The sequence below is a fragment of the Micromonospora sp. NPDC050397 genome (assembly GCF_044901685.1).
In the GTDB taxonomy this organism is placed as follows: Bacteria; Actinomycetota; Actinomycetes; order Mycobacteriales; family Micromonosporaceae; genus Micromonospora_G.
The window spans coordinates 67,530-91,870 of sequence record NZ_JBJDPS010000007.1; the positions used below are offsets into that span (position 1 = coordinate 67,530).

Consider the following 24,341-nt stretch of genomic DNA (forward strand, 5'->3'; position numbering starts at 1 on the left):
GCGGTGGGCGGGTCGCCCCGGCGGCGCGCCGGGGCGACCGGAGATCGTTCCCTGGCTGGTCGCCGGGTCTAGTACTTGCGGTCCGGCAGCGCGGCCTTCGCCTGCTCCTGGGTGAAGGTGGTCTCCTCGGTCAGCACCCGCTGGGGTACGGTCTCGCCGGCGAGGACCTTCTTGGCCAGGTCCATGAGCTGTGGGCCGAGCAGCGGGCTGCACTCGACGATGAAGTTGATCTTCCCGTCGGCGAGGGCCTGCATGCCGTCCTTCACCGCGTCCACCGTCACGATCTTGATGTCGACGCCGGGCTTCTTGCCGGCGGCCTCGATCGCCTCGATCGCGCCCAGGCCCATGTCGTCGTTGTGCGCGTAGAGCACGTCGATCTTCGGCTGCGCCTTGAGGAAGGCGTCCATCACCTCCTTGCCCTTGGCCCGGGTGAAGTCGCCGGTCTGGGAGGCGACCACCTTGAACTTCGGGTCGGCGCCGATGATCTTGGCGAAGCCCTCCTTGCGGTCGTTGGCCGGCGCGGCACCGGTGGTGCCCTGGAGTTCCACGATGTTGACCGGGTCGGTCTTGCCCTCGTACTCCTTCTTCAGCCACTCGCCGGCCTTCTCGCCCTCGACCACGAAGTCGGAGCCGATGAAGGTCTTGTAGAGCGAGGTGTCCGGCGAGTCCACCGCGCGGTCGGTCAGGATCACCGGGATGCCGGCGTCCTTGGCCTCCTTGAGCACGGTGTCCCAACCGGACTCGACCACCGGGGAGAACGCGATCAGGTCCACCCGCTGGGTGATGTAGCTGCGGATCGCCTTGATCTGGTTCTCCTGCTTCTGCTGCGCGTCGGAGAACTTCAGCTCGATGCCGGCTTCCTTGGCCGCGTCCTGGATGGACTTGGTGTTGGCCGTACGCCAACCGCTCTCCGCGCCGACCTGCGCGAAGCCCATGGTGATCGTGTCGTCCGAACCGGCGCCACCGGCGCCGTCACCGCCGCCGCAGGCGGTCAGCGAGGCGACTGCGAGCAGTCCACCCAGCGCCGCTGCGGAAATCCTTCTGAACACCGCTTCCTCCTGACCCGTCGGAACGTCTTGGGGGTGGCGTCGGGGGGACTCCTGCCGCCTGGTGTCCGCGTCCCCGGCTCCGGTGAACCGATCTGTCGTTGTCGGATGGGGCGGGTGTCCCGGTGGTGTGTCCATCCGGGAGCTGATCGCCCGTTGAACGGGCGCCGACCGAGGCCGGTCGACGCGGGTGTTGTGGGGGTGAGGGCCGTCGTGTGGCCCCCGCGTTTCGGTAGTGTTAACGCTCTCATCGCGGCCGTCAAGGGTTTGATTCGACCGCTACCTATCTGTGATTTGAGGTAGCGCCGCCCGCCCAGGGCGACTGGCCATCCGGGCGTGGACATCGAGCGATCAGCCTGTTAGCGTTCACATCCACGGTTTTCCACGCGCCTGCCGCCCGGCCGTCGGGAGACCGCTTCCGGCTGCCCCCACACATGCAAGGAAGGGCCCCTTATTAACGCTATGCGTTAATAAGGGGCCCTTCCTTGCGCTTCAGGCGCGCGGGTCAGGCGTCGCGGCGCTTGAGCAGGACGGCCGCCGCGGCGAGGGCGACAACGACGTAACCGGCGAAGACCGCCAGCCCGGCCCACGGGCCGAGCATCCCGGCGCTCGGGGTGACGGCCATGAAGGACTCACCCGCGTGCGACGGCAGGTACGGCCCGACCGCGTCGTTCCAACTGCTCGGCAGGAGCGGGAAGAGTCCGGGCACCACCAGCATGGCGCCGAAGAGCGCGGCGATCGCGGCGGCGGTGGCCCGCAGCATCGCGGCCAGGGCCAGGCCGAGCAGACCGACGCCGGTCAGGTAGACGGCTCCGCCGACCACCGCCCGGAGCACGCCGGGATCGAACAGGTCGACGCCGTGCGTACCCAGGATCTGCTGGCCGCCGAAGAAGGCGGCGAGCGTACCGACCAGGGTCAGGGCGAGCGTGACGCCACCGAAGACGAGGGTCTTGCCCCAGAGCACCGGAAGCCGCTTCGGCACCGCCGCGAGCGTGGTACGGATCATGCCCGTGGAGTACTCACCCGCCACCAGCAGTACGCCGATCACCCCGATCACGAGCTGGGCGAGCTGTACGCCGCCGAGGCTGGCGCCGACCGGGTCGGCGGTGCCACCGGCTCCGATGCCCAACGAGTCGCCACCGACGTGTCCCGAGGCGACGGCGGAGAAGAGCAGCCCGAGCGCGACCACCACGCCGACGGTGGCGAGCAGGCTGACCACCGTCGACCGGAGCGACCAGATCTTGATCCACTCGGAGTGGATGACGCGGCCGAGGGTGACCCGCCCGGTCCGGCGGTGACGCGTACGCGCCACGCCCGGCGTACTCGCGAGAGCGCGGGTTTCCAGCATCGTGGTGGTCATGTCAGGCGGCCTTTCCGGCGAGTACGGGCTGCGGCGAGGTGGTGGCGGAGTACTCGACCGCGTCGTGGGTCAGCTCCATGAAGGCCTCCTCCAGCGAGGCGTGCTGCACCGAGAGTTCGTGCAGGGTGAGGCCGGCGGCGGCGGCGCGCTCGCCGATCTGTTCGGTGCTCAGTCCGGAGATCTCCAGCACCCCGCGTTCGGCACTGCTGATCGTGACCTCGGGACCGGCGAGCAGCTCGCCGAGCTGGTGCGCGTGCGGCGAGCGGACCCGGACGCCACTGGTGGAGGCCAATCCGCAGAACTTCGCCATCGGCACGTCCGCGATCAGCTTCCCCCGGCCGACCACGACCAGGTGTTCGGCGGTCAGCGCCATCTCGCTCATCAGGTGCGAGGAGATGAAGACGGTACGTCCTTCGGCCGCAAGGTCCTTGAGCAGGTTGCGGATCCACCGGACCCCCTCCGGGTCCAGCCCGTTGACCGGCTCGTCGAGCAGGATCGTCTGTGGGTCGCCGAGCAGCGCCGAGGCGATGCCGAGTCGCTGTCCCATGCCGAGGGAGAAGCCACCGGCCCGCTTGCGGGCCACCTCGCGCAGACCGACCAGCTCGATCACCTCGTCCACCCGGCGACGCGAGATCCCGGTGGTCGCGGCGAGCGCCCGCAGGTGGTGGTACGCCGACCGCCCGGTGTGCACGGCCTTCGCCTCCAGCAGGGTGCCGATCTCGTGCAGCGGCGCGGCGTGGTCGGTGTAGCGGCGGCCGTTGACGGTCACCGTGCCGGAGGTGGGCGCGTCCAGGCCCACGATCATCCGCATGGTGGTCGACTTGCCGGCACCGTTCGGACCCAGGAAGCCGGTGACGATGCCGGGGCGGACGGTGAAGCTCAGGTCGTCCACCGCGATCTTGTCGCCGTACCGCTTGCCCAGGTTCTTCACTTCGATCATGCTCGGACGCTCCTCATCGGGGCCGTGCCGCCAGCGGCGGCGCATGTCCCCAACCATCGCCTCTGCTGGGGGTACGCGTCGTCGTCCGGACGCAGACACCTGGTGTACTACAGAGGTGGTATAGCGAGCCGCTTACTCAGTGTGATGGGGGTTCGTTGGCCCGGACCAACCCGCTCTGGTACGCGATCACCACGAGCTGAGCCCGGTCCCGTGCGCCGAGCTTCGCCATCGCCCGGTTCACGTGGGTCTTGGCGGTCAGCGGCGAGACCACGAGCCGTTCGGCGATCTCGTCGTTGGAGAGCCCGGCCGCGACCAGGACCAGCACCTCCCGTTCGCGCTCGGTGAGCGTGTTGAGCTGTGCCGGCACGGTGGCGGCGGCAGTCTGGTCCTCGGGCTGGGACAGGAATCGGGCGATCAGGCCCTTGGTGGCCACCGGGGACAACAGGGCGTCGCCGCGCGCCACCACCCGGATCGCGTCCAGCAGTTCGGCCGGGTCGACGCCCTTGCCGAGGAAGCCGCTCGCCCCGGCCCGCAGCGCCTGGAGGACGTACTCGTCGACCTCGAAGGTGGTCAGGATCAACACCCGTACGCCGGCCAGGCCCTCGTCCTCGGTGATTTGTCGGGTTGCGGCCAACCCGTCCAGATCCGGCATTCGGATGTCCATCAGCACCACATCGGCCCGGGTTGTCCGGGCCAGCTCGACCGCCTCCAACCCGGTGGTCGCCTCACCGACCACCTCCAGGTCGGGAGCTGAGTCGACCAGCACCCGGAAACCGGCCCGGATCAGGTTCTGGTCGTCGGCCAGCAGCACCCGGATCGTCATGACTTGTCCTGACCGCCGGGCAGCACCGCGCGTACGCCGAAACCCCCGCCGGGCAGCGGCCCGGCGTCCAGGGTCCCGCCGACGGCGGTCACCCGCTCCCGCATGCCGAGCAGTCCGTGCCCGGTGCCGGCGACCGGACCGGCGGCCGGCTGACCCGGCCCGGGATCGTTCTCCACCTCGACGGTGAGCGCCTCCGGCCGGTAGTCCAGACCGACCCGGGCCGCGCCGCCGCCGTGCTTGTGTACGTTCGTCAGCGACTCCTGAACCACCCGGTACGCCGCCAGGTCCACCGCCGCCAGCAGCGGGTACGGCTGCCCGGAGAGGCGCCAGCGCACCGACAGCCCGGTCCGGTGGAACGAGTCGACCAACTCCTGCAACCGGTTCAGCGTCGGGGTCGGCTCGGTCGGCGCGGTGGCGTCGTCGGACTGGCGCAACACGCCCAGCACCGTGCCGAGCTCGTCCAGCGCCGCCCGACCCGCCTGCCGTACGTGTCCGAGGGCCTGCTCGGCCGCCTCCGGATTGCTCCGCAGCACGTGCCCGGCCACCCCCGCCTGTACGTTGATCAACGCGATGTTGTGCGCCATCACGTCGTGCAGGTCCCGGGCGATGCGCAGCCGGTCCTCGGCCACCCGCCGCCGGGCCTCCTCCTCCCGGCTCTGCTCGGCCCGGGTGGCCCGTTCCTCCACGGCGGTGATGTAGTCGCGGTGGTTGCGTACCGCGTCACCGACGGCGGTGGCCAACCCGCTCCAGAGGGCGAGGACGATCTTCTCCGAGTCCAGCCACGAACTCCGGGACGAGGAGTAGATCGCCCCGGCCACCAGGAGCAGCGCGGTGAACGTACCGGCGGTGATCGCGGTGATCCGGTTGGTGGTCGCCGCGACCGTGTAGACCGCGATCACCACCGCGAAGGTGGAGAGGTTGCGGGCGGCGCCGAAGGCGATCGAGGCGGCCGTGGCCGCGCTACAGAACGCCAGCACCGGCAGCGGCCAGCGGCGACGCAGCGCCACCGCCGCGCAGACCAGCGCGCTGAACGCGATCTCGCCCGCGCTGAGCTGACCCCGGACCGGGGCGGGGTCCACCAGGGGCTCGCCGATGCTGACCGCGAAGAGGCCGACGGCCGCCGCCGCGTCGAGGGCGTACGGGTGGAAGCGGGCCGTCCGCCGCCACCACCCCATATCCCACATACCGTGACGTTACGTCAACCCCCGAGGAGCCGTCCCCCACGTCGTCGAGGATCGGCCCGGAACGGCAACGATGTCCGTCGTCGCGTCGGAAGTCCGGATCGCGGAAAGCGGTCCGCGATCTGTGACGTCAGCCGGAGAAGATCTGTGACGTCAGCCGGGAAAATGGTGAGAAGTAGTTCGATCTGGAGAGCTGCATCACGCCATTTCGCGGCGCCTCGCCGGACGTGATTCGTGCCATATGTGTCCTCCCTCGGTGTGCATCTAATGCCCGAGAAGTAAAAGTAGAGCCTGTCCGGCTCATGGCCACCCGCGCCAGCGGACCGAATCCTGGGGGGGATTATCAATGAAGGTGTATTCGGCGATAGCCGACGTATTTGTCAAGGATGGCGTCGACACCGTGTTCGGCCTTGTCGGGGACGGCAACCTGCGATTCGTCGACAGTTTTGTCAATGAGTACAAGGGCACGTACGTCGCGGCCGCGCACGAGGCCGGCGTCATGTTCATGGCGTTCGGCTACGGCTACGTCTCCGACCGGCTGGCGGTCGCCACGGTCACCCACGGGCCGGCGTTGACCAACACGTTGACCGGGCTGGTCGAGGCGGTACGCGGCCGGGTGCCCCTGGTGCTGGTGGCCGGCGACACCGAAGACCCGGCCAGCGTCCAGAACATCGCGCAGCGCGACGTCGTCCTGCCGACCGGAGCCGGCTTTGTCCAGGTCAGGTCGGCGGGTACCGCCGCCGCCGACACCGCCGCCGCCATCCGCCAGGCCCGTGCCGAGCGTCGTCCCGTGGTGCTGAACGTCCCCGTCGAGCTGATGACGAAGGAAACGGGCACCCCGCCGGTCGTGCAGACCGTCGTGCCGGCAACGCGGACCGAGCCCGACGCCGCCTCGCTGAAGCGGGCGTTGGAGATCATCGCCGAGGCGCGTCAACCGGTGCTGCTCGCCGGCTGGGGCGCCCGCGACGACCGGGCCGAGTTGCTGGCGTTGGCGGATCGCATCGGGGCGCGGGTCGCGACCACCCTGAAGGGCAACGGCCTGTTCCGTGGCAGCCCCCGCGACCTCGGCTTCCTCGGCAGGCTCGCCTCGCCCGAGGTCGCCGAGGTCTGGGAGAACGCCGACTGCGTGATCGCGTTCGGCACCAGCCTCACCAAGCTGACCACCCGAGGGGGCGACTTCCTCCGGGGCAAGCGGTTGATCCACTGCGAGCCGGACGCCGGACAGATCGGCCTGGCCGCGCCGGTCGACGTCGGCCTGGTCGGTGACCCGGGGCGGGTCGCCGCCGCCCTTCTCGACGGGCTCGGTGCCGGCGGTGCGGCGGCGCCCGCTCCGGCACCGCTCGCACCGCCCACCTGGCCGACCAAGCAGACGGCCGAAGGCACCGTCGACCTCTGGTCGACGCTGAGCTACCTCGACAACGCGGTGCCGGAGGACCGGATCTACGTCACCGACGGCGGCCGGTTCATGGTGCAGGCGTGGAAGCTGATTCAGGCTCCGGACCCGAGGTCCTTCGTGTATCCGAACAACTTCGGCTCGATCGGGACCGGCATGGGCGCTGCGGTCGGCGCCGCGTTCGCCGCGCCCGGCCGCCCGATCCTGATGGTCACCGGCGACGGCGGTTTCATGCACGGCGGTCTGGCCGAGTTCAACACCGCCGTCCGCTACGGCCTGGACCTCATCGTCGTCGTCTGCAACGACGCGGGATACGGTGCCGAGCACGTGCAGTTGGTCGACCACGGACTCGACACCGGCCTGGCCTTCTTCGACTGGCCCGAGCTGGCCACGGTGGCGGAAGCGCTGGGCGGCCAGGGCTGCACGGTGCGCCGCCCCGAAGACCTGGAGCGGGCGGCCAAGGCGATCGCCCAGCGGGACCGGCCGCTGCTGATCGACGTCAAGCTCGACATGGCCGCGCTGCCACCGCTCTGGTGACCCGGGGCTGAGACGGGGGCGTACCCGCCGCTGTCGTTGACGGCGGCGGGTACAAGTCCCGGACCGGTCGCGGGTGGCGGCGGCACCGGAGTGACCGGTGCCGGTCAGCGCGACCGCTCGGGGAGCAGCCGGTCCAGTGGCGGTGGGACGCGATCCGGGTCGAGGGCGTGTACGAGTGCGGCGCCGTACCGGGCCTTGCGACCGCTGGTCGTACCCATGAAGCGCCGCAGTTGCCGCCCGATCGGTCGGTCCCGCTGTGCGGGCTGGTTCTGGAACAACCGGAACCGCTCCAGGTCCCCTTCGGCGGCGAAGACCCGCTCGACCCCCGCCGTGCCGAGCGCGCGGATCAACTCGTCTTCGAGGTCGGCGACGCAGACGTGGAAGCCGAGCGCCTCCATCGCGTCCCGGGTCAGGGCGTCGCCGAACCCGGCCTGCTCCAGCCCGCGCCGGAAGTAACCCTCCTCGGCCTCGTCACACAGCCCCCGCACCTCCACCGTCAGCCCGTCCGGGCCGAACAGGCGCAGGAACCGGCCCACGCTCATCGCGCCACCCATCGACAGCACGCAAACGCCCTCGTCGACCAGGTCACGGTCACGCCGCTCGGCCAGCGCCTCCACCGCGCTCCGGTCGCTGACCCCCTCGACCAGCACGACCGTACGCAGACCGTTGCCGGCCAACTCGCGCGCGACCGCAGCCGCGTCCCCGGAATCCGTTGCGCCGGCCGCCCAGACGCCGACGGCGGCCCGGAACCGGTCCGGTTCCCACCCGACCGAGGGAGCGGCAGCACCACTCCCGGCCACGGTCCGCGCCTCAGCGGTCGCCACGACCCGTCTCCCACATCTCACGCGTCATCTCGTACTCGACCTCACCCAGCTCCGAGCCGGGCAGCGGGTCGTCCCAGACCGGGAAGTACGTGCGGGCGTACCGCAGACCGACCGCCTCCATCACGCCCCGGGAACCGGTGTTCACGGTCATCGTCTGCGCGATGACGCGGCTCTGTCCGACCGTGTCGAAGGCGTGCCGCAGCAGGGCCCGGGACGCCTCGCTGGCCAGTCCCCGCCGCCAACAGCGGCGCGGCAGGCGGTAACCCAGCTCCGCGACCATCGGGTCGTCCGGCTGGTCAGGCCCGTGTGCCGGCGGAAGCATCATCAGCGCGACGAACTCGCCCTTTTCCTCGCTGGCGGGTGCGGTCGAACCACGGGAGCCGCCCTCGGTCCCGAACGCCATCCAGTAACCCAGCCCGTCCACCTTCTCCGTCAGGGCCATCCGTTGCTCGTGCGAGACGACCACCTCGTCCCTGGAGTGCGCCCGACCCGCGATGAAGCGGAGCACCTCCGGGTCCGAGTCGAGCTGGACCTCCAGTTCGAGGTGCCGGTCGGCCAGGGGGACCAGCAGCAGCCGGTCGGTGTGCAACGTGGGTTGGGCCATCCGGCAAGGGTCACACGACGATGCCGTACGCCGCGATCTGTTTTGCCACGGCTGACCAGGTTGGCCCGACAACCACCCCGCCGGGGGTTCCAATGGGCGCTGGTACATCCTTTGAAACCCCCGGGCGATCCGGGCGCGTCAGTGGGGAGTTCTCTTACCTCTGGGTCGCCCGGTCCTGCTGGGTCGAGTTCAGGCCCTTTCCGGCAACGCTGGTGTTGGGGACCGGGTGGGAAGAGGTCTTGCCCTTGGGCGCAGGCGTCGCGACACTGGAGGCAACTTGTGCGGACTCTGCGAGCGCCAGGTGTTGCGCCTTCACGGCGTCGTACTTGAGGAGAGGGAGCGCGGCCTCTCGATCATCCCGGTGAACATAGATGCTGCGCGGATCCCGCGCTTCCACTCCTACGAAGGCTGACATGACCAGGTCCTGATGAGCGGCTGCGTACTCGTCGTCGCCCTTCACGGCCTTGAACCCGCTTATGGCTTCGGTGTCACCGCGCTTCTTTGCATCCTTCCTCGCGTTTTCCCTTCCCATGACGAGAGCTTCGGCAATTTCCAGGCGAGATGCTCGACTTGCCATGACCTGTCTCCTGTCCGATGTTGACCCTTTGTGCGACGCCAGAGCCGGCTACCTTCGGATGGTCACGCACCACCAAATACCGGGTAACAGTTGGCGGTCTACTTGCTGGAACGAGCCGAGAATCCTTGTGGTTCACGGACCCATCACGCTCTCGTCGTGACTGACAGACATGTCTTGACCGACTGTCCTCGCGGCGGGACCACTGCCCGCCCCCACCACTGTGGGGGCTCAGACCGACCGCAACCGGCGCCGAACCGGCGGGTCCGAGATCCAGCCGGTGAACCGTGCCTCGGCCTGCTCGTGGTCCAGAGCCAGTTCCGGCACCGCGCGATCACGGAAACGGGCCATCACGTCGACCAACTGTCGCCGGTCGTTCCGGTAGAGCGTCCACATCCGCCGCCGGAAGACCGGACACGGCCACTGCTCACCGTCGTCGCGGCACCGCCAGTCGTCGCCCGGCCGGTGCGGGGCACCCATCGCCTCCTCGACGGCGTCGTGGTCGTCGGTCGTCACACCCGGGCTCCCATCCGGTCGGCCAGCTCCGTCACCAGGGACGACGGAACACCTTTGGTACGGCGAAGAAGCTCGCCCATCACGTCGTGCGCGACCGGCCGGGCGCGGATCTCGGTCGGCGCCAGCCGGTCCGCCTCGACCAGAGCCTCCCCAGCATGGCCCAACTCGCCGACCAGCAGGTACCCCCGGGAGATGTCGATCAGATGTTGCACCCGGCGTTCGGGCAACAACCCGTCGAGACACCGCCGGCCCACCCGACCGTGCACCGCGAGCGCCTCCCGCCCCTCGCCCAGCTCGACCGCCGACGCCGCCCGGTGCAGCTCGACGTTGGTCGGGCCGAAGGAGGTCCGGTAACGGTTGTCGTCCGAGCCGAGCGCCTTCGCCGCGACCCGGGCCTCCCGGAGCAGCTCACCGACACTGGCGTTGTCGCCGAGGTGCGCCGCCGCCATCGCCGCCTGCAACAGCAGCGACCCGTACACCGAGACGCGGTCGGGGTCCGCCCAGGTCGGCCCGGCCGGCGCGATCCGGTGCGCCATGACGATGTTCGCCTCGAACGCGGCGCGATGGTCACCGGCCCCGAGCAGCGCGTTGGCGAACCGGGTGGTCCCGGTCCCGGCGAGCAGTGGATCGTCGGCCCGCGATGCGAGCGCGATCGACCGCTCGGCGGCCAGCCGGGCCAGGTCGAAGGCGCCGAGCTTACGGGTCACCGACGAGACGATCTGGTACGCCTGCGCCAGCAGCCCCGCCCCCTCGGCACCGTGGCACGTCTCGGCCGACCGGGTATCCCGGAGCAGCTTCGGCATGGCGGTGACCAGTTGTTCGTACCGGGCGTGCTGGAGGCTCAGCCAGGCGTGCTCCACCGAGCGGCGTACCTGCGCCAGCGTCGGTTCGGCGTGCTCAGCGGCGGGGACCACCGGGGCGAAGCGGGCGAGCGCCGCCCTGATCCCGCCCAGGTCGATCGAGTCGGTCGAGGTCCCGCCCGCGCCGTTCGCCGCCCGGCCGACCAGGATGTCGAGACCGACCCCGAGGGTCGTCGCCAACTCGTGCAGCGTGGTCAGACTGTCCAACCGCCGCTCGCCGCGCTCGACCTTGTCGACCCAGCTCTTGGACTTGCCGATCCGGTCGGCGAAGACCTGCTGGGACATCTTCCGCCGCCCCCGCCAGTACGCCACCCGCCGCCCGATGGGCAACTCCTCCACGGGTCACACCGCCGGGGTACGCCGCACCCGACCGGACGACACCCCGGCGGCGAAGAACTCGTTCGGGAGGGGGTTGGCCGACGTACCGAATCGGCCCGTGTTGCGCGCACGTCGCCGGGTGCCGGGAGCCGGCGGTAGGTCGGGCGTCCCTTCGCCCGACACCGGTACGGGCGCCGCCGCCTGATCGTCGTCGTGATCTCGCATTCGCAGTCTCCTCTTCTCGATTGGAAGGGGCCGCCCCGGTGACACATGCGGGTGGGGAAGCGCGGGGCGGCCCCGCAGTTCCGCCCGGGCTCTTGCCGGTAGCTCCGAGCGGTTCCACTAGTGACAGTCTGGTGAGGAGTCCGCTACGTTCGAAACGATTCGGGCTTGGGTCGAGGATTGACGAACTGCTTGTGGGTGCCTTCCGAGTTGATCCGTCAACGACGAGAGAGGTCGAGAACGTGAGCATGTCTCCCTACGAGTTCCTTCTACGTGAGCTACGGCAGAGCCGAATCGACGCCGGGATGACACAGGAGGGACTAGGCGAGCGAATCCACTTCTCGGCCCAGAAGGTGAGCGCGGTGGAGACCGGCCGCGCGCCGTTGACCGGCGATTTCGTGCAGCTCGTGGACGACGCCGTGGGTGCCCGGGGCCGGTTGGTGCGCATGTGGGAAGAACTCGTGAAGGACGACGCCGCGCCTAACTGGTTGCTTGAGTGGATCGAGATCGAGCGCGCGGCGACCCTACTGCGCTGGTTCGAACTCTCGTTGATTCCCGGTCTGCTTCAAACCGAGGCGTACGCCCGGGCGGTGCTCAGCGCGGGTGGGCGGTACTCCGAGCAAGAGATTGCTCAACGTCTTGCCTCCCGCATGGAGCGGCAGGCAATCCTCAGCCGCGAGCAGCCGCCGAAGTTCGTCGCAGTGATCGACGAGATGGCGCTGCGGCGGACGGTCGGACCGGCAGCCGTGATGGTGGAGCAGTTCGAGCACCTGCGCGAGATGGCAAACATGCGGCACATCCACCTGCACGTGATCCCGGAGTCTGCCGGTATGCACGCTGGTCTCGTAGGTGGGTTCATCTTGGCCAAGGGGCCCGAGGGCGAGGCCGCGCACCTGGACAATCCGTTACGTGCGCACGTGACCGACCGTGTCGTGGACCTGGATATGCTTCATGATGTGTGGGAGAGCCTCCGAAGCGACGCGGCCTCCCGCCGGGAGACCGTAGACCTTATCCAGGAAGTGGCGAAGACATGGACCTGAACGGTGCCGTCTGGCGGAAGTCGACCCGTAGCCCCAACGGTGGTTCGACCTGTGTCGAGGTGGCGATGAACCTTCCGGGTGTTGTTGGCGTACGGGACAGCAAGGACCCGAAGGGCCCGGCGCTGGTCTTCGGCCCGGACGCGTGGCGCGCGTTCGTGACGCTCGCTCAGCAGCACTGACCAGCCCTAACAGGACCGGCAACTCTCGACGCGGAGGTGGTGGCGTGATGGACACCATCGGTGCGCGGTGGCGGAAGTCGTCCAAGTCGGGGACCAATGGCGGCGACTGTGTCGAGGTTGCCGACAATCTGCCCGGGCGTGTGCTGGTGCGGGATACCAAGGATCGTGACGGTGGCACGCTGGCCTTCGGCCTGGACGCCTGGCGCGCGTTCGTCACGCTCGCCAGGCGGCATTGACCAGCCGGGGCGGGCATGTGCATCCTGGATCTGGATCGGCAACGCTCACTCGACCCGGAGGTGGCGGCACGATGGACATGACCGGCGCCCGGTGGCGGAAGTCGACCAGGTCGGGAACCAACGGTGGTGCGTGCGTTGAGGTGGCCGACAACCTGCCCGGGCGTGTGCTGGTGCGGGACACCAAGGACCGTGACGGTGGCACGCTGAGCTTCGGCCCGGAGGCGTGGCGCGCGTTCGTCACGCTCGCCACGCAGCACTGACCAGCCCTGACAGGACCGACAACGTTCGACGCGAAGGTGGCTGCGTGATGGACATGACCGGCGCCCGGTGGCGGAAGTCGACCAGGTCGGGGACCAATGGCGGCAACTGTGTCGAGGTGGCCGACAACCTGCCCGGGCGTGTGCTGGTGCGGGACACCAAGGACCGTGACGGTGGCACGCTGAGCTTCGGCCCGGGGGCGTGGCGCGCGTTCGTCACGCTCGCCAAGCGGCACTGATCCCCGCTCCTGCCGCGCGGTTCCCGGATCAATCACTCCACACTCGACCGGAAGGCGGCAACATCATGGACCTGACCGGTGCAACCTGGCGGAAGTCGACCCGCAGTTCCAACGGTGGGTCGACCTGTGTCGAGGTGGCGAAGAACCTTCCGGGTGTTGTTGGCGTACGGGACAGCAAGGCCCCGACGGGTCCGGCGCTGACCTTCGGCCCGGACGCGTGGCGCGCGTTCGTGACGCTCGCCAAGCAGCATTGAGCAGCCCTAGCAAGACCGGCAACGCTCGACGCAAAGGTGGTGGCACGATGGACATGATCGACGCCCGGTGGCGGAAGTCCACCAGGTCGGGGACGAACGGCGGCGACTGTGTGGAGGTTGCCGACAACCTGCCCGGCCGTGTGCTGGTGCGGGACACCAAGGACCGTGAGGGTGGCACGCTGAGTTTCGGTCCGGCGGTTTGGCGGGCGTTCGTGACGCTCGCCAAGCAGCACTGAGCCTCGTCCGGCCGCACGTCCCAGGCTCGGAATCTGGGATCTGTGGCCCGTCGCGGATCATCGCGTATCGACCGGTGCTGAGGGTGTTGGTTTGGAACGCCCGGGGTCTGACCGCCGAACAACTTCGACAGGTCCAAGGCCGGGCCCACGCAATCCGTTACGCGCCAAGGAACTCAACTCCGGCCTACGGTGGGCATTGACGCAGAGCAATGGAACTTTTACGCTGAGTGCGGGCATCGATCACCATCGCCGCATGGCCAAAGCCGGCGGGAGAACGGGGGGCAAGGTGAGGATGGACAAGCTGCTACAGCTACTGGCGCTCACTGTGGTAGCGGTCCTGGCAGGCGCTACTGCGGTTGCCGCGCCCGCTCAGGCATCACACCTCACCAACTCGGAGACGGAAGCTGGTTCAGAGGTGCAGGATTTTGCGCCTCCTGTCTATTTTGAGCATGTGCAGAGCGGGCTGTGCCTGGATGGCAGCGTCAGCCAGGGCGTCCGGCTCAACGTCTGCAACTACCTTGCACATCAGTCCTGGGAGCAGAATTTCGGGCGGCTTTATCACCCGCAAAGTGGGCTGTGCCTGGACGGTAGCGTGAGTCAGGGTGTTCGTCTCAATGACTGCAACAGCGGTTTCTACCAGCGCTGGATCCTGATGCCAGCATTCGCGATCTCGAACGAGCAGACCGGGCGATGCCTCGATGGGAGTGTAAGTCAGGGAGTGCGGCTGATTACCTGCGAGCCTGGCAACGATTACCAACAGTGGTTTCGACAAGGCGGATAACCGGCAGGGATCTTTTCCTTGAGATGTGCCGGGTTGACCTTTGGGTGCGAGCGTTGATCAACTCACTGTTTGGCTGGACCTGACACGGAAGCGGGGGCAAGGTGAACATCGACAAGGTGCTGCGGCGACTGGCTCTCACCGTAGTGGTGATCCTGATGGGAATTGGTGCGGTTGCCGCGCCCGCCCAGGCGTCACTTGTAAGCGGTCCGGACGCACCAGCCGGGTCAACGGCAACGAAGGCTGCCGCAGTCTTCTTCTTGGAACACCAATCCAGTCAACGGTGCCTGGACGGCAGCGCCAGTCAAGGCGTGCGGCTCAACACCTGTCATTTCAACTCGTACCAGCTCTGGAACGACAACATCCCGAGGCGGTTCTACCACCCGGAGAGCATCCAATGCCTGGACGGGAGCCTCTCCCAGGGCGTCCGGCTGAACACTTGTAACGGCAGCAATTTTCAGCAGTGGACGTACCAGGCCGGCAGTGGGTTGATCGTCCATGCACAGAGCGGGCGGTGTCTTGACGGCAGTGTCAGCCAGGGGGTTCGACTGATCTCCTGTGACGCCGGGAATCCTTTTCAGTGGTGGATCCAGTCCTGAACGTGGATTTCGATCGTTGCTACATCCGATCGAAGGGCAACCTGAGCGCACCCACCGGGTCGTCTTCAACCTGGGTCGTGGGAGGTTAACCGTCCGGTGTCAGCGGCGCAGGGCGGTCTCCCGCTCCATGTGGGAGAGCTTTTCCGGATTGCGTACGGCGTAGAGGCCGGTGATCAGGCCGTCGTCGACGCGTACGGCGACGACGGTGTCGATCTCGCCGTCGAGTCGGATGATCAGCGCCGGGTAGCCGTTGACCTGTGCCGGCTCCAGCACCGCCGAAGCGGGCATCAGCCGGCCCAGCCCGACGGTCAGCAGACGGGCCACCTTGTCGGCACCCACGATGGGCCTCGGCACGGCCTGCCTGATCCCGCCACCGTCACCGAGCAAAACAACATCCGGCGCGAGGATGTCGAGCAGGCGTTGCAGGTCGCCGGTCTCGGTCGCCAGTCGGAACGCCTCGATCGCGTCCCGGGTCTCGCCCGGGGAGACGACCCCGCGCGGACGGCGTGCGGCGACGTGCGCCCGTGCCCGGTGGGCGACCTGGCGGACCGTGGCCGGGCTCTTGTCGACGGCCTCGGCGATCTCGTCGTAACCGAGGTCGAACACCTCGCGCAGCACAAAAACCGCCCGCTCGGTCGGGGCCAGCGTCTCCAGCACCAGCAGCATCGCCATCGACACGCTCTCGGCCAACTCGACGTCCTCGGCCACGTCCGGCGTGGTGAGCAGCGGTTCGGGCAACCACGACCCGAAGTAGGACTCCTTGCGACGACCCAACGTACGCAGCCGGTTGAGCGCCTGCCGCGTCGTGATCCGGACCAGGTAGGCGCGTTCGTTCTGCACGCCGTCGTGGTCGACGTCCGCCCACCGCAGCCAGGTCTCCTGGAGTACGTCCTCCGCGTCCGCGGCCGAGCCGAGCATCTCGTACGCGACGGTGAACAGCAGGCTGCGGTGAGCGACAAACGCCTCGGTGGCGGGGTCCATGGACGGCTCCTCTGCGCGCTCGGTCGGGCCACCCATGGGACACCGCAACCCGTCGTCCTGTGACACCGGAATTGTGGTCGAACGCGGTGAGCCACGTCACGTGACCGTGCTGTCACGCGGGGCGGGTCGCTGGCGTCTCGTGTTCGTCCGGTGCGGCAAACAGGCAACACCACGAGTGAGGACAAAGCCATGGAACCCCGTATCGACCTGTTCAGCAACGAGACCGGCCTCAGGTTCGCCAAGCGGTTCGCCAACGCCGGCCTGGCGATCCAGCAGTCGTCACTGCCGAAGTCGACGCAGGCGCTGGTGGCGCTGCGCGCCAGCCAGATCAACGGCTGCGGGTGGTGCATCGACATGCACGTCAAGGAGGCCGAGGCGGCCGGCGAGAACCCGCTCCGGCTCCACCTGCTCGCCGCCTGGCGCGAGACCACCGTGTTCACCGAGGCCGAGCAGGCCGCGCTGGCGCTTGTGGAGGAGGGGAGCAGGATCGCTGACGCCCACCAGGGGGTGTCCGACGAGACCTGGGGGCAGGTGCGCAAGCACTACGACGACGACCAGATCGCCGCGCTGGTCTGCCTGGTCGCCCTGATCAACGCGGCCAACCGGATCGCCGTGATCGTGCATCAGAAGGGCGGCTCCTACCAGCCCGGCTCGTTCGCCAAGTTCGACTGACCCGCCAGGCGAGACGTGGCCCGGACCGGGATCAGCCGATCCCGGTCCGGGCCCGTACGACGGTGGCAGCTCACCCGGGTTGCTGTGCCTCGGTGAGCCGGCGTACCACGCGCATGGTGAGGACTGCCGTGACGACCGCCGCCACGGCCGCCGTCACCCAGAGGGAGTACGCCAGCGCACGGGTGTCCAGCAGGGTGCCGTGGTACGAGCCGTCACGGGAGGTGGCCGTCCCGTGCAGCCAGATCAGGATGTTCAGCCCGACCGTGGTGAGCACGCCTGCCCACCACGAAGCCAAGGGGACCACGGGGACCCATCGGGGCCTGGGCTCGCCAGTCCGCTTCAGGGCGCGTACCACCAGATAGGGGATCGTCAGGTTGGCCACCGGGACGAACCACCCGCCGATCGCCCACCGGGGCGACCATTCCAACCCGGCGCCCAGCCGTTCGGCGTGACGCCGCGCCTGGTGGAGCCAGGTGACGAAGGCCGAGAGCAGGAGCAGCGTCGCGAACGCCCACACCACGTCGATTCCGCCGGTCGCGAAGTCCCGGGGCAGCAGCGCGTAGACCAGCCAGGCCGGCAGCACGTACGCGCTGTCGTGGGTGACCGTGACGATCCGGTCCTCGTAGTGTCCGATCGCGACGGTTGCGCGGAGTACGCCGACGGCCGCCCAGAGGACCAGCGTGACCTTTGTCAGCCGGGCGGCAAGCACCGGGCCACGTGTAGCCGAGGGCGGCGCCTCACCTGACGGTGCACCGGTCGACAGTCCCACGAGCGTCCATCCCTCCGTCGGTCACCGGCGAGTATGCCCGGCTGACGACGCCGACGGGTGCCCGGTTCGACCGGACGGCTCAGTCGCCGCTGGTGGCGTCGGTCGAGAAGGCGAGCCCCCTGCCGGCCTCGACCTCCGCGAGACGGTCGGTGAGTGCCTGGTGGACGTACGCGTACGCGTCGCTGCCCAGGACGATCCGCCTCGGTGCCGGCTCCCGGTCGACGCTGTCGATCATCGCCGCGACCATCGCGGTGAGGTCGCCGACGGTTGGCAGGGCCGGGTTCCTGATGCCCCGGGGGAGGGCGGCCGGGGTGTTGTCGTACGCCTTCATCGGGGTGGCGAGCCGGGCGCCGCCGTGCCGGAACCCGGTGCGCGCGCTGCCCGGTTGGACGATGGTCACGCCGATGCCGAAGGGGGCGACGTCCTTTGCCGTCGACTCCATGAAGCCCTCGATGCCCCATTTGCTGGCGTGGTAGACGCCGGCACCCGGGTTGATGGCCTGCCCGCCGTAGCTGGAGATCTGCACCAGGCGCCCGCCGCCCTGCGCACGCAGGTGTGGCAACGCCGCCCGGACCACCCGGATCGATCCGAGCAGGTTGGTGTCGAGCTGGTGGACAACCTCTTCGTCGGTGAGCTCCTCGGCCGCGCCGAACAGGCCGTAGCCCGCGTTGTTGACGACCACGTCGATCCGACCGAGGTCGGCGAAGGCGTGCTCCACCACACGTTGGATCGATTCGGCGTCGGTCAGGTCGAGCTGGGCCAGCCACAACCGGTCGCCGTGTTCGGCCCCGAGACCGTCCAGCGCGTCCGTCCGGCGAATCGTCCCGGCGACCCGGTCTCCGCGCCGGAGGAGTTGTTCGGTCATCTCGCGGCCGAAGCCGCTGCCGACTCCGGTGATCAACCACGTACGTTCGTTCACGGTAACGCTCCCTCCGTGTGACAACCTGTGGTGACCACTCTGCGCCGGACCCGTACCGGGTGACCGTGTCCCGTTTTTCCTGGGAGTGGCAGGGCCAGTCAGTGCCGCAGCAGTTCGAACAGGCCGAGTACGCCGACCGCGACGATCAGGGTGCGCAGGGCCGCCGGGCGGAGGAGGCCGCCGAGCCGGGCGCCGATCTGGCCGCCGAGCGCGGATCCGGCCGCGATGAGCAGGACCACGGTCCAGTCGTACCGGGCGACGAAGAGGAAGACGAGCGCGGCGGCCATGTTGACGACCCCGACCAGGACGTTCTTGATCGCGTTGAGGCGGTGCAGTGGCTCGCCCAGGAACGCGCTCATCAGCGCCAGGTAGAGGGTGCCCTGCGAGGCGGCGAAGTAGCCGCCGTACACGCTGGTGAGCGCCAGTCCCGCGATCAGCGGCGGTCCGTCCCCGCGCCGGCCGGCGGCGGCCTCGGGGCGTCGGCGCTGCATGGCGCGGGAGATCAGCGGTTGGCAGGCGACCAGCACCAGGGCGAGCCCGACCAGCACCGGCACGATGCGTTCGAACGCCTCGGCCGGCAGGACCAGCAGCAACGTGGCCCCGGCGAGGCCGCCGGGGATCGCGGCGGCGCAGAACCGCAGTACGCGCCGACGCTGACCGGCGAGCGCCGCGCGGTAGCCGACGGCGGCGCTGACCGATCCGGGTATCAGGCCGAGCGCGTTGCTGACGGTGGCGGTGATCGGCGGTATGCCGAGGGTGAGCAGGACCGGGAAGGTGATCAGCGTGCCGTTGCCCACCACGGCGTTGGCGGCGCCCGCGCCGACCCCGGCCGCCACGACGGCCAGCATCTCCCACGGCGTCACGGGCGTTCACCGCCGGTCCCGTTCTGGTCGCGGCGGTGGGCCCGGCAGCCGAGGGGTGATCTTCGCACCCTCTGCTCCTACCCCAACTCGCCGCCGGACGCAAAATCCGCCGTGGTCAGTCGCGGGCTGCTCCTCCCGTCGTGAGGCCGTCGTCGGACGCGGCGGCGTGGCAGGCGCCCCAGCCCTCGGCGCGGGCGACGATCCGGCCGGCGCTGATCGCGACGGCGGTCTCGGTGGCGTCGCTCACAGCGGGTACGCCGGCAGCCGAGGCGAGCAGGCCCCGGGTGTCGTGCACGATCTGGAGGCGTGGCCAGGCCGACGACGGCACGGACTGGCGCAGGTCGGCCCGGAGTTCGGCGACGGTGAGCCGGGCCAGTGGTGCGAGTTCGTCCGGGGCGCCGCTGACCAGCGCGAGGGTGACGTCGGCGTCGGGCGGTGCGGCGCGTACCGCCTCCTCGACGGCGGAGATCCGGTGCAGGCCGAGGATGGCGATCACACCGTCGCCGGTCAGCCGTGCCGGTTGGTCGCGCAGGGCGTCGGTGGCGTTCGGCGGTGACCACGGCTCGTCGACGGGCCGGGCCGGTCGGACCAGGGCGAGGTGCGGCACGTCCCACCGGTCGTCCAGGTCCAGGTCGGCGATCTGTCGTACGGCGCGCAGCACGCTGAACGGTTCCACGAAACCGGGTGCGGCGGCGGCGAGTTGGCTTGCCCCGTGCAGGGTGGTGAGCGCGGTCTCGGCGACGCGTACCAGCCGGCCGGCGGGGGTTCCGGTGCGGTGCAGCCGTTCCAGGGCGAGCCCGAGCACGATCGCGTCGAGGTGGGTCAGTTGCGCGTACGGCAGCCGGGTCCGGTCGGCGGCGAGGATCTCCGGGATCAGGTCCATGCCGAGCCGGGCCGCGCCGGAGGAGTCGGTGGCGAGCGGGAGGCGGGCGAGCCAGGCGCGGGCGAACTCCTCCAGGGCCGTACGCGGTGAGTTGCCCGGGTCCCGGTAGGGCGGATCGGGCGCGCGTTCGACCTCCTCGGCCAGTACCGCGAAGTAGAGCGCCTGCTTGCCCGGGAAGTTGGAGTAGACCGCGCCCCGGGTCAGCTCGGCCCGTTCGGCGATGTTGTCGATCTTCGCGTCCCGGAACCCGCGCTCGACGAACTCCTCCCGGGCGGCGGCGAGCACCCGGGACCGGTTGCGTTCCTGCATCTGCGCCCTGGTGAGCCGGACCATCGTTCTCCTCGGGTCGCGGCGCCTCCGCTGAGTCCGGAGCGCCGTTGCGTGTCGTGCCACTCCAAGATACCGTCACCACTCAGATGATATGAACATCTGAAGTGAGCATTCGAGATTGGAACCGTGATGACCGACACCCCTGCCCACGAGACGGGCGGTGCCGTCCCGGAGATCGACGTGACCGACGCCGACCTGCTGCGGGACCCGTTCACCGCGTACGGCGACGCCCGCGAACGCTCACCGCTGGCCCGGATCAAGGCGCCCGGCTTCGGGGCGGTTCGGGCACTCACCGCACCCGAGGAGGCCAGGGCGACCCGGTGAGGTGACCCTTGACCAGCCCGGACGCGATCGGACGCGGTAGGGGCCCGCCGGAGTCAACGGGGTGGGACAGCGCTGTTTATGATCTTCGCCATGCCCGCCGCCCCGACCCTGTCTCCCACCGTGGACCCGGCTGCCGCGTACCCCGAACTGGTCAGCTTCCGTGCCGCGTTGCGGGGCGGGGACTGGGACGGCGTACGGGCGCTCGCGGACGCCCAGGACCCCGCCGGACGTACCCGGTTGATCGCCCTCGCCGCCGACCACGAGGAGGCTGGCCCGCTGCCGCGCCAGCGGCTCGCCGCCGACCCCGCCGACACGCTCGCGGGTGCGCTGCTCGGCGCGCGTCTGGTGATGGAGGCGTGGGAGGTACGGAGTTCCCGCCAGGCCCAGTTCGTCAGCCAGGCCCGGTTCGCCCGTTTCCACGAGATCCTGCGTGACGCCGAACGGGTGCTGATCGACGCCGCCGCCTACGATCCCACCGATGCGGCGGTCTGGACACATCGGATGCCCACGGCACGAGGACTCCAGTTGGGTCTCTCCGAGGCGCGGCGCCGGTACGACCGGCTCGCCGAGCACCACCCGCACCACCTACCCGCACAGTCGCACCTTCTCCAACAACTCGCGCCGAAGTGGGGCGGGACGCTGGAAGCCATGCACGACTTCGCCCGCACCGAGATGCTCGCCGCCCCGGAGGGCGCGCCGAACGCGGTCCTCGTGGTGGAGGCGCATCTCGAACAATGGATGCAGCTTTCCGCGGGCGAACGGAACTCCTACCTGACCCGTACCGAGGTGCGGGAGCAGATCCGGGAGGCGGCGGCCCGATCGGTGCAGCACCCGAGCTACCGGCGGACCGTCGGTTGGGTGCAGGTGGAGAACTACTTCGCCTTCATGTTCGGGATGATCGGCGACGACGTCGCGGCCGCCAGGCAGTTCGCCGCGATCGGCCACCTCGCCAGCGAAAGCCCCTGGCACTATCTCGGCGACCCGCTCACGGTCTTCGCCCAGCGTCGTGACAAGGCAGTCAAGAGAGGCGGCGCGCGATGATCCGTCAGATCGAGGTGGACGGCGTACCCACGCTGCTCGCCGCCACCACCGGACCGATGCACGCCGGGCTGATGTTCCGGGTCGGGCAGGCCGACGAGACCCTGGCCCGTCGGGGCATCACCCACCTGCTCGAACACCTGGTGCTCTTCCCGGTCGGCACCGCCGACTACCACTACAACGGCACCACCGGCAGCGTCATCACCTACTTCCACCTCCAGGGTTCCGCCGCCGACATCACCACCTTCCTGGTCGGGGTGTGCCGGTCCCTGCGCGACCTCGCCACCGACCGGCTGGAGACCGAGAAGACCATTCTGCGTACGGAGTGGAGCGGCAAGAACGGCTCCGTCACCGACAGCATGCCGCTGTGGCGGCACGGCGCCCGGGACTACGGGCTGGTCAGCTACCCCGAGTGGGGGCTGTCCGGGTTGACCGGGGACGACCTGCGGGAGTGGGTGGCCCGGTACTTCACCCGGGAGAACGCCGTGCTCTGGATCGCCGGTGACGAGGTGCCGCCCGGCCTCACCCTCGACCTGCCGTCGGGGCGGCGGATGCCCGCGCCGGTCGCCTCCTCGGCGTTGCCGGTGACCCCGGCGTTCTTCTCCGGCAACTCACGGGCGACCGCCCTGGACGCGGTCGTGCCGAGGAGCATCGCCGCCACCGTCTTCACCGGCGTGCTGGAGCGCGAGCTGTTTCGGAGCCTGCGCCAGCAGGGCGGCCTCTCCTACACCGCCGCGACGAACTACGACCCTCGGGGCGACGGCTTCGCGGTCATCACCGCGCTGGCGGACGCGCTGCCGGAGAAGCAGGACGCGGTGCTCGGCGGGTTCGTCGACGTACTGGCCAAGCTCCGGGTCGGTCGGGTCGACGAGGCCGACCTGGTCGCCGTGGTCGGCAAGGCCACCGAATCGCTGACCACCGCCGAGGCCGATGCCGCCCGGCTCCCCTCGGCGGCGTTCAACCTGCTCACCGGCCACCCGTTCCAGTCCAGCGACGAGCTGGTGCAGGAGTTGAAGGAGGTCACGGTCGAGCAGGTGCACGCCGTCACCGGTGTGGCGCTCGAATCGTCGCTGCTGATGACCCCGCACCGCCGGACCGCCGACTGGGCCGGGTTTGTCGCCGCCCCGAACGGTTCCACCGAGGCCGTCGAGGGGACGACCTACCCGGGGCTGGGCAACGTGTCGAGCCGGCTGGTGGTGGGGGAGTCGGGGGTCAGCCTGGTGCCCGAGGAGGGCGACCCGGACACCGTACGGTTCGACGAGTGCGTGGTGATGCTGGCCTGGCCGGACGGTGGCCGGCAGCTCATCGGGGCGGACGCCATCACGGTCCGGGTCGAGCCCACGCTCTACCGGGACGCGAACCCGAGTGACATCGACGCCCGGGTGCCGGCCGGGGTACGGGTGGACCTGCCGGCCCGGTCCCCCGAGCAGATCCCCCGCCCGGAGACCGTCGACCCGTCGGCCGGCAAGGGCATCCGTGGCCGGCTCTCGGCCGAGCGGATCCAGATCATCGGGCTCGGCGTGGTCACCGTGCTGCTCGGCCTGGTGGCCCTGGGAGGCACCGTGGCGATGATCGTCGACTCCACGGAAGTCCGCCCGCTCACCTTGATCGGCGTCTGGATCATCGTCGGCTACGTCGGCCGTAACTTCCTGGCGAAGTGGAGGGAGCGGTAGCGCGGCGGGTGCCCGGCCGGTAGCGGCCCGCACGGTCACGGGGTACGGCGGACGAAGACCTCGATCCCGTCGAGCACCCGTTGCAGGCCGAACTCGAACGCCCGGGTCGGCTCGTACGCGCCCTGGTTCGCCTCGCCCGCCGCGCTGCCGACCGCGCTCGCGACCGGGTAGCGGTCCGGGTCGAGCACCTCGGCGAGCAGTGGTGCCTGGACCTCCCACCACTGCTCGTCGGTCATCCCGGTACGCCGTCGCACCAGGTCGGCCTCGACCGCGCCCCGGGCCGCCCCGGCGACGTAACCGAGCAGCAGGGTGAGCACCGAGTCCATCTCCACCTCGGTCAGCCCGAGGTCGGCCAGTGCGCGTAGTTCGTAGTCGTACTTGGCGATCAGGTGTGGGCCCATCGGTGGGCGTTGCACCGCGACCTCCAGCATCCACGGATGCCGCTGGTAGGTGGTCAGGTTCTCCCGGGCGATCTGCTCCAGCCGGGTACGCCACTCCGCGTCGACCGGTTCCGGCCGCTCCATCCGCCCCAGCACCGTGTCGAGCATGACGTCGATCAGCTCGGCCTTGCTCGGCACGTAGGTGTAGAGCGACATCACCCCGACGCCGAGCCGTTCGGCCAGCTTGCGCATGGAGAGCGCGGCCAGACCGTCGGTGTCGGCCAGCGCGATCGCGGTGTCGACGATCCGGTCCACGGTCAGCCCGGTCCGGGGGGCCGGGCGTTCGGTGCCCCGCCAGAGCAGGGCGATGCTGCGGGCCGGGTCCCCGCCGCCGGTGTACTCGGTGGTCATCTCCGCTCCCAGGGCGCTCTCGATCGGGTTGGCACCCGCCAACCGTACGGTGTACGGTCGGCGTTCCGTACACCGTACGATT

The 24,341-nt window shown here is 69.7% G+C and carries 31 protein-coding genes; 14 read left to right on the plus strand and 17 right to left on the minus strand.

Annotation, left to right across the window (positions count from 1 at the left end; translation table 11 throughout):
- Positions 1-68: 68 nt before the first annotated feature.
- From ACI2K4_RS23380 to ACI2K4_RS23400, 5 genes are all read right to left on the minus strand, one after another.
- Complete coding sequence (locus ACI2K4_RS23380) at positions 69-1,049, minus strand: ABC transporter substrate-binding protein (RefSeq protein ID WP_404514152.1); 981 nt, start codon at positions 1,047-1,049, stop codon at positions 69-71.
- 502 nt (positions 1,050-1,551) lie between these two features.
- A complete protein-coding gene (locus tag ACI2K4_RS23385) occupies positions 1,552-2,406 on the minus strand; it encodes an ABC transporter permease (protein ID WP_404514153.1) in 855 nt (284 codons plus the stop codon).
- 1 nt (position 2,407) lies between these two features.
- Positions 2,408-3,346 (minus strand): ABC transporter ATP-binding protein, encoded by a 939-nt coding sequence (locus ACI2K4_RS23390; RefSeq protein ID WP_404514154.1) that lies wholly within the window; start codon positions 3,344-3,346, stop codon positions 2,408-2,410.
- 136 nt (positions 3,347-3,482) lie between these two features.
- The gene (locus ACI2K4_RS23395; protein ID WP_404514155.1) at positions 3,483-4,169 is read right to left on the minus strand and encodes a response regulator; all 687 of its coding nucleotides are present in this window, start codon (positions 4,167-4,169) and stop codon (positions 3,483-3,485) included.
- Positions 4,166-5,353, minus strand: a complete 1,188-nt coding sequence (locus ACI2K4_RS23400; protein WP_404514156.1) for a sensor histidine kinase — start codon at positions 5,351-5,353, stop codon at positions 4,166-4,168. Before ACI2K4_RS23400 ends, ACI2K4_RS23395 begins: the two co-directional genes overlap by 4 nt.
- Before the next feature lie 343 nt (positions 5,354-5,696).
- Between ACI2K4_RS23400 and ACI2K4_RS23405 the strand changes: the two genes are divergently transcribed.
- The gene (locus ACI2K4_RS23405; RefSeq protein WP_404514157.1) at positions 5,697-7,280 is read left to right on the plus strand and encodes a thiamine pyrophosphate-binding protein; all 1,584 of its coding nucleotides are present in this window, start codon (positions 5,697-5,699) and stop codon (positions 7,278-7,280) included.
- A 104-nt stretch (positions 7,281-7,384) separates the two neighbouring features.
- Here the strand turns inward: ACI2K4_RS23405 and ACI2K4_RS23410 are convergent, their stop codons facing one another.
- From ACI2K4_RS23410 to ACI2K4_RS23435, 6 genes are all read right to left on the minus strand, one after another.
- A complete protein-coding gene (locus ACI2K4_RS23410) occupies positions 7,385-8,104 on the minus strand; it encodes an ATP-dependent endonuclease (protein WP_404514158.1) in 720 nt (239 codons plus the stop codon).
- The gene (locus ACI2K4_RS23415) at positions 8,091-8,708 is read right to left on the minus strand and encodes a GNAT family N-acetyltransferase (protein ID WP_404514159.1); all 618 of its coding nucleotides are present in this window, start codon (positions 8,706-8,708) and stop codon (positions 8,091-8,093) included. The genes ACI2K4_RS23410 and ACI2K4_RS23415 overlap by 14 nt, the downstream gene beginning before the upstream one ends.
- A 154-nt stretch (positions 8,709-8,862) precedes the next feature.
- On the minus strand, positions 8,863-9,285 hold the full coding sequence (locus tag ACI2K4_RS23420; protein WP_404514160.1) for a hypothetical protein: 423 nt from the start codon (positions 9,283-9,285) through the stop codon (positions 8,863-8,865).
- A 228-nt stretch (positions 9,286-9,513) separates the two neighbouring features.
- The gene (locus tag ACI2K4_RS23425; RefSeq protein WP_404514161.1) at positions 9,514-9,798 is read right to left on the minus strand and encodes a hypothetical protein; all 285 of its coding nucleotides are present in this window, start codon (positions 9,796-9,798) and stop codon (positions 9,514-9,516) included.
- Positions 9,795-10,997, minus strand: a complete 1,203-nt coding sequence (locus ACI2K4_RS23430) for a helix-turn-helix domain-containing protein (RefSeq protein ID WP_404514162.1) — start codon at positions 10,995-10,997, stop codon at positions 9,795-9,797. The genes ACI2K4_RS23425 and ACI2K4_RS23430 overlap by 4 nt, the downstream gene beginning before the upstream one ends.
- A gap of 3 nt (positions 10,998-11,000) precedes the next feature.
- Positions 11,001-11,201, minus strand: coding sequence for a hypothetical protein (locus ACI2K4_RS23435; protein WP_404514164.1), 201 nt, complete (start codon positions 11,199-11,201; stop codon positions 11,001-11,003).
- Positions 11,202-11,446: 245 nt separating this feature from the next.
- Between ACI2K4_RS23435 and ACI2K4_RS23440 the strand changes: the two genes are divergently transcribed.
- The 9 genes from ACI2K4_RS23440 (at position 11,447) to ACI2K4_RS23480 (ending at position 15,016) form a co-directional block, all read left to right on the plus strand.
- Entirely contained in the window at positions 11,447-12,238 is a 792-nt protein-coding gene (locus tag ACI2K4_RS23440; protein WP_404514399.1) for a helix-turn-helix domain-containing protein, read from the plus strand.
- Complete coding sequence (locus ACI2K4_RS23445) at positions 12,229-12,417, plus strand: DUF397 domain-containing protein (RefSeq protein ID WP_404514165.1); 189 nt, start codon at positions 12,229-12,231, stop codon at positions 12,415-12,417. The genes ACI2K4_RS23440 and ACI2K4_RS23445 overlap by 10 nt, the downstream gene beginning before the upstream one ends.
- 47 nt (positions 12,418-12,464) lie before the next feature.
- Positions 12,465-12,653 (plus strand): DUF397 domain-containing protein, encoded by a 189-nt coding sequence (locus tag ACI2K4_RS23450; protein ID WP_404514401.1) that lies wholly within the window; start codon positions 12,465-12,467, stop codon positions 12,651-12,653.
- A gap of 77 nt (positions 12,654-12,730) precedes the next feature.
- Complete coding sequence (locus ACI2K4_RS23455) at positions 12,731-12,913, plus strand: DUF397 domain-containing protein (protein WP_404514403.1); 183 nt, start codon at positions 12,731-12,733, stop codon at positions 12,911-12,913.
- Between the two features lie 53 nt (positions 12,914-12,966).
- Positions 12,967-13,149 (plus strand): DUF397 domain-containing protein, encoded by a 183-nt coding sequence (locus tag ACI2K4_RS23460; protein ID WP_404514405.1) that lies wholly within the window; start codon positions 12,967-12,969, stop codon positions 13,147-13,149.
- Positions 13,150-13,214: 65 nt separating this feature from the next.
- Positions 13,215-13,403 carry a DUF397 domain-containing protein gene (locus tag ACI2K4_RS23465; RefSeq protein WP_404514166.1) on the plus strand — a complete coding sequence of 63 codons (189 nt, stop codon included), beginning with the start codon at positions 13,215-13,217 and terminating at the stop codon, positions 13,401-13,403.
- Positions 13,404-13,456: 53 nt separating this feature from the next.
- Positions 13,457-13,639 (plus strand): DUF397 domain-containing protein, encoded by a 183-nt coding sequence (locus ACI2K4_RS23470; RefSeq protein ID WP_404514407.1) that lies wholly within the window; start codon positions 13,457-13,459, stop codon positions 13,637-13,639.
- A 292-nt stretch (positions 13,640-13,931) separates the two neighbouring features.
- The gene (locus ACI2K4_RS23475) at positions 13,932-14,420 is read left to right on the plus strand and encodes an RICIN domain-containing protein (protein ID WP_404514167.1); all 489 of its coding nucleotides are present in this window, start codon (positions 13,932-13,934) and stop codon (positions 14,418-14,420) included.
- A 101-nt stretch (positions 14,421-14,521) separates the two neighbouring features.
- Positions 14,522-15,016 (plus strand): RICIN domain-containing protein, encoded by a 495-nt coding sequence (locus ACI2K4_RS23480; RefSeq protein ID WP_404514168.1) that lies wholly within the window; start codon positions 14,522-14,524, stop codon positions 15,014-15,016.
- 99 nt (positions 15,017-15,115) lie between these two features.
- Here the strand turns inward: ACI2K4_RS23480 and ACI2K4_RS23485 are convergent, their stop codons facing one another.
- Positions 15,116-15,997, minus strand: coding sequence for an RNA polymerase sigma-70 factor (locus tag ACI2K4_RS23485; RefSeq protein WP_404514169.1), 882 nt, complete (start codon positions 15,995-15,997; stop codon positions 15,116-15,118).
- Between the two features lie 189 nt (positions 15,998-16,186).
- Between ACI2K4_RS23485 and ACI2K4_RS23490 the strand changes: the two genes are divergently transcribed.
- Positions 16,187-16,669, plus strand: a complete 483-nt coding sequence (locus ACI2K4_RS23490; protein ID WP_404514170.1) for a carboxymuconolactone decarboxylase family protein — start codon at positions 16,187-16,189, stop codon at positions 16,667-16,669.
- A 70-nt stretch (positions 16,670-16,739) separates the two neighbouring features.
- Here ACI2K4_RS23490 and ACI2K4_RS23495 read toward each other — a convergent pair whose 3' ends face one another.
- From ACI2K4_RS23495 to ACI2K4_RS23510, 4 genes are all read right to left on the minus strand, one after another.
- Complete coding sequence (locus ACI2K4_RS23495; RefSeq protein ID WP_404514171.1) at positions 16,740-17,378, minus strand: DUF4328 domain-containing protein; 639 nt, start codon at positions 17,376-17,378, stop codon at positions 16,740-16,742.
- Between the two features lie 139 nt (positions 17,379-17,517).
- Complete coding sequence (locus tag ACI2K4_RS23500) at positions 17,518-18,357, minus strand: SDR family oxidoreductase (RefSeq protein WP_404514172.1); 840 nt, start codon at positions 18,355-18,357, stop codon at positions 17,518-17,520.
- Positions 18,358-18,455: 98 nt separating this feature from the next.
- On the minus strand, positions 18,456-19,220 hold the full coding sequence (locus tag ACI2K4_RS23505; RefSeq protein ID WP_404514174.1) for a sulfite exporter TauE/SafE family protein: 765 nt from the start codon (positions 19,218-19,220) through the stop codon (positions 18,456-18,458).
- Positions 19,221-19,335: 115 nt separating this feature from the next.
- Positions 19,336-20,436, minus strand: a complete 1,101-nt coding sequence (locus ACI2K4_RS23510; RefSeq protein ID WP_404514175.1) for a TetR/AcrR family transcriptional regulator — start codon at positions 20,434-20,436, stop codon at positions 19,336-19,338.
- A gap of 126 nt (positions 20,437-20,562) precedes the next feature.
- Here ACI2K4_RS23510 and ACI2K4_RS23515 point away from each other — a divergent pair, with 126 nt between their 5' ends.
- From ACI2K4_RS23515 to ACI2K4_RS23525, 3 genes are all read left to right on the plus strand, one after another.
- Positions 20,563-20,757 (plus strand): hypothetical protein, encoded by a 195-nt coding sequence (locus ACI2K4_RS23515; protein ID WP_404514176.1) that lies wholly within the window; start codon positions 20,563-20,565, stop codon positions 20,755-20,757.
- Positions 20,758-20,847: 90 nt separating this feature from the next.
- Positions 20,848-21,798: a hypothetical protein gene (locus tag ACI2K4_RS23520; RefSeq protein ID WP_404514177.1), complete on the plus strand. Its 951-nt coding sequence runs from the start codon at positions 20,848-20,850 to the stop codon at positions 21,796-21,798.
- Complete coding sequence (locus ACI2K4_RS23525) at positions 21,795-23,468, plus strand: M16 family metallopeptidase (protein ID WP_404514178.1); 1,674 nt, start codon at positions 21,795-21,797, stop codon at positions 23,466-23,468. Before ACI2K4_RS23520 ends, ACI2K4_RS23525 begins: the two co-directional genes overlap by 4 nt.
- A 35-nt stretch (positions 23,469-23,503) precedes the next feature.
- Here the strand turns inward: ACI2K4_RS23525 and ACI2K4_RS23530 are convergent, their stop codons facing one another.
- Positions 23,504-24,259, minus strand: coding sequence for a TetR/AcrR family transcriptional regulator (locus tag ACI2K4_RS23530; protein WP_404514180.1), 756 nt, complete (start codon positions 24,257-24,259; stop codon positions 23,504-23,506).
- Positions 24,260-24,341: the final 82 nt, after the last annotated feature.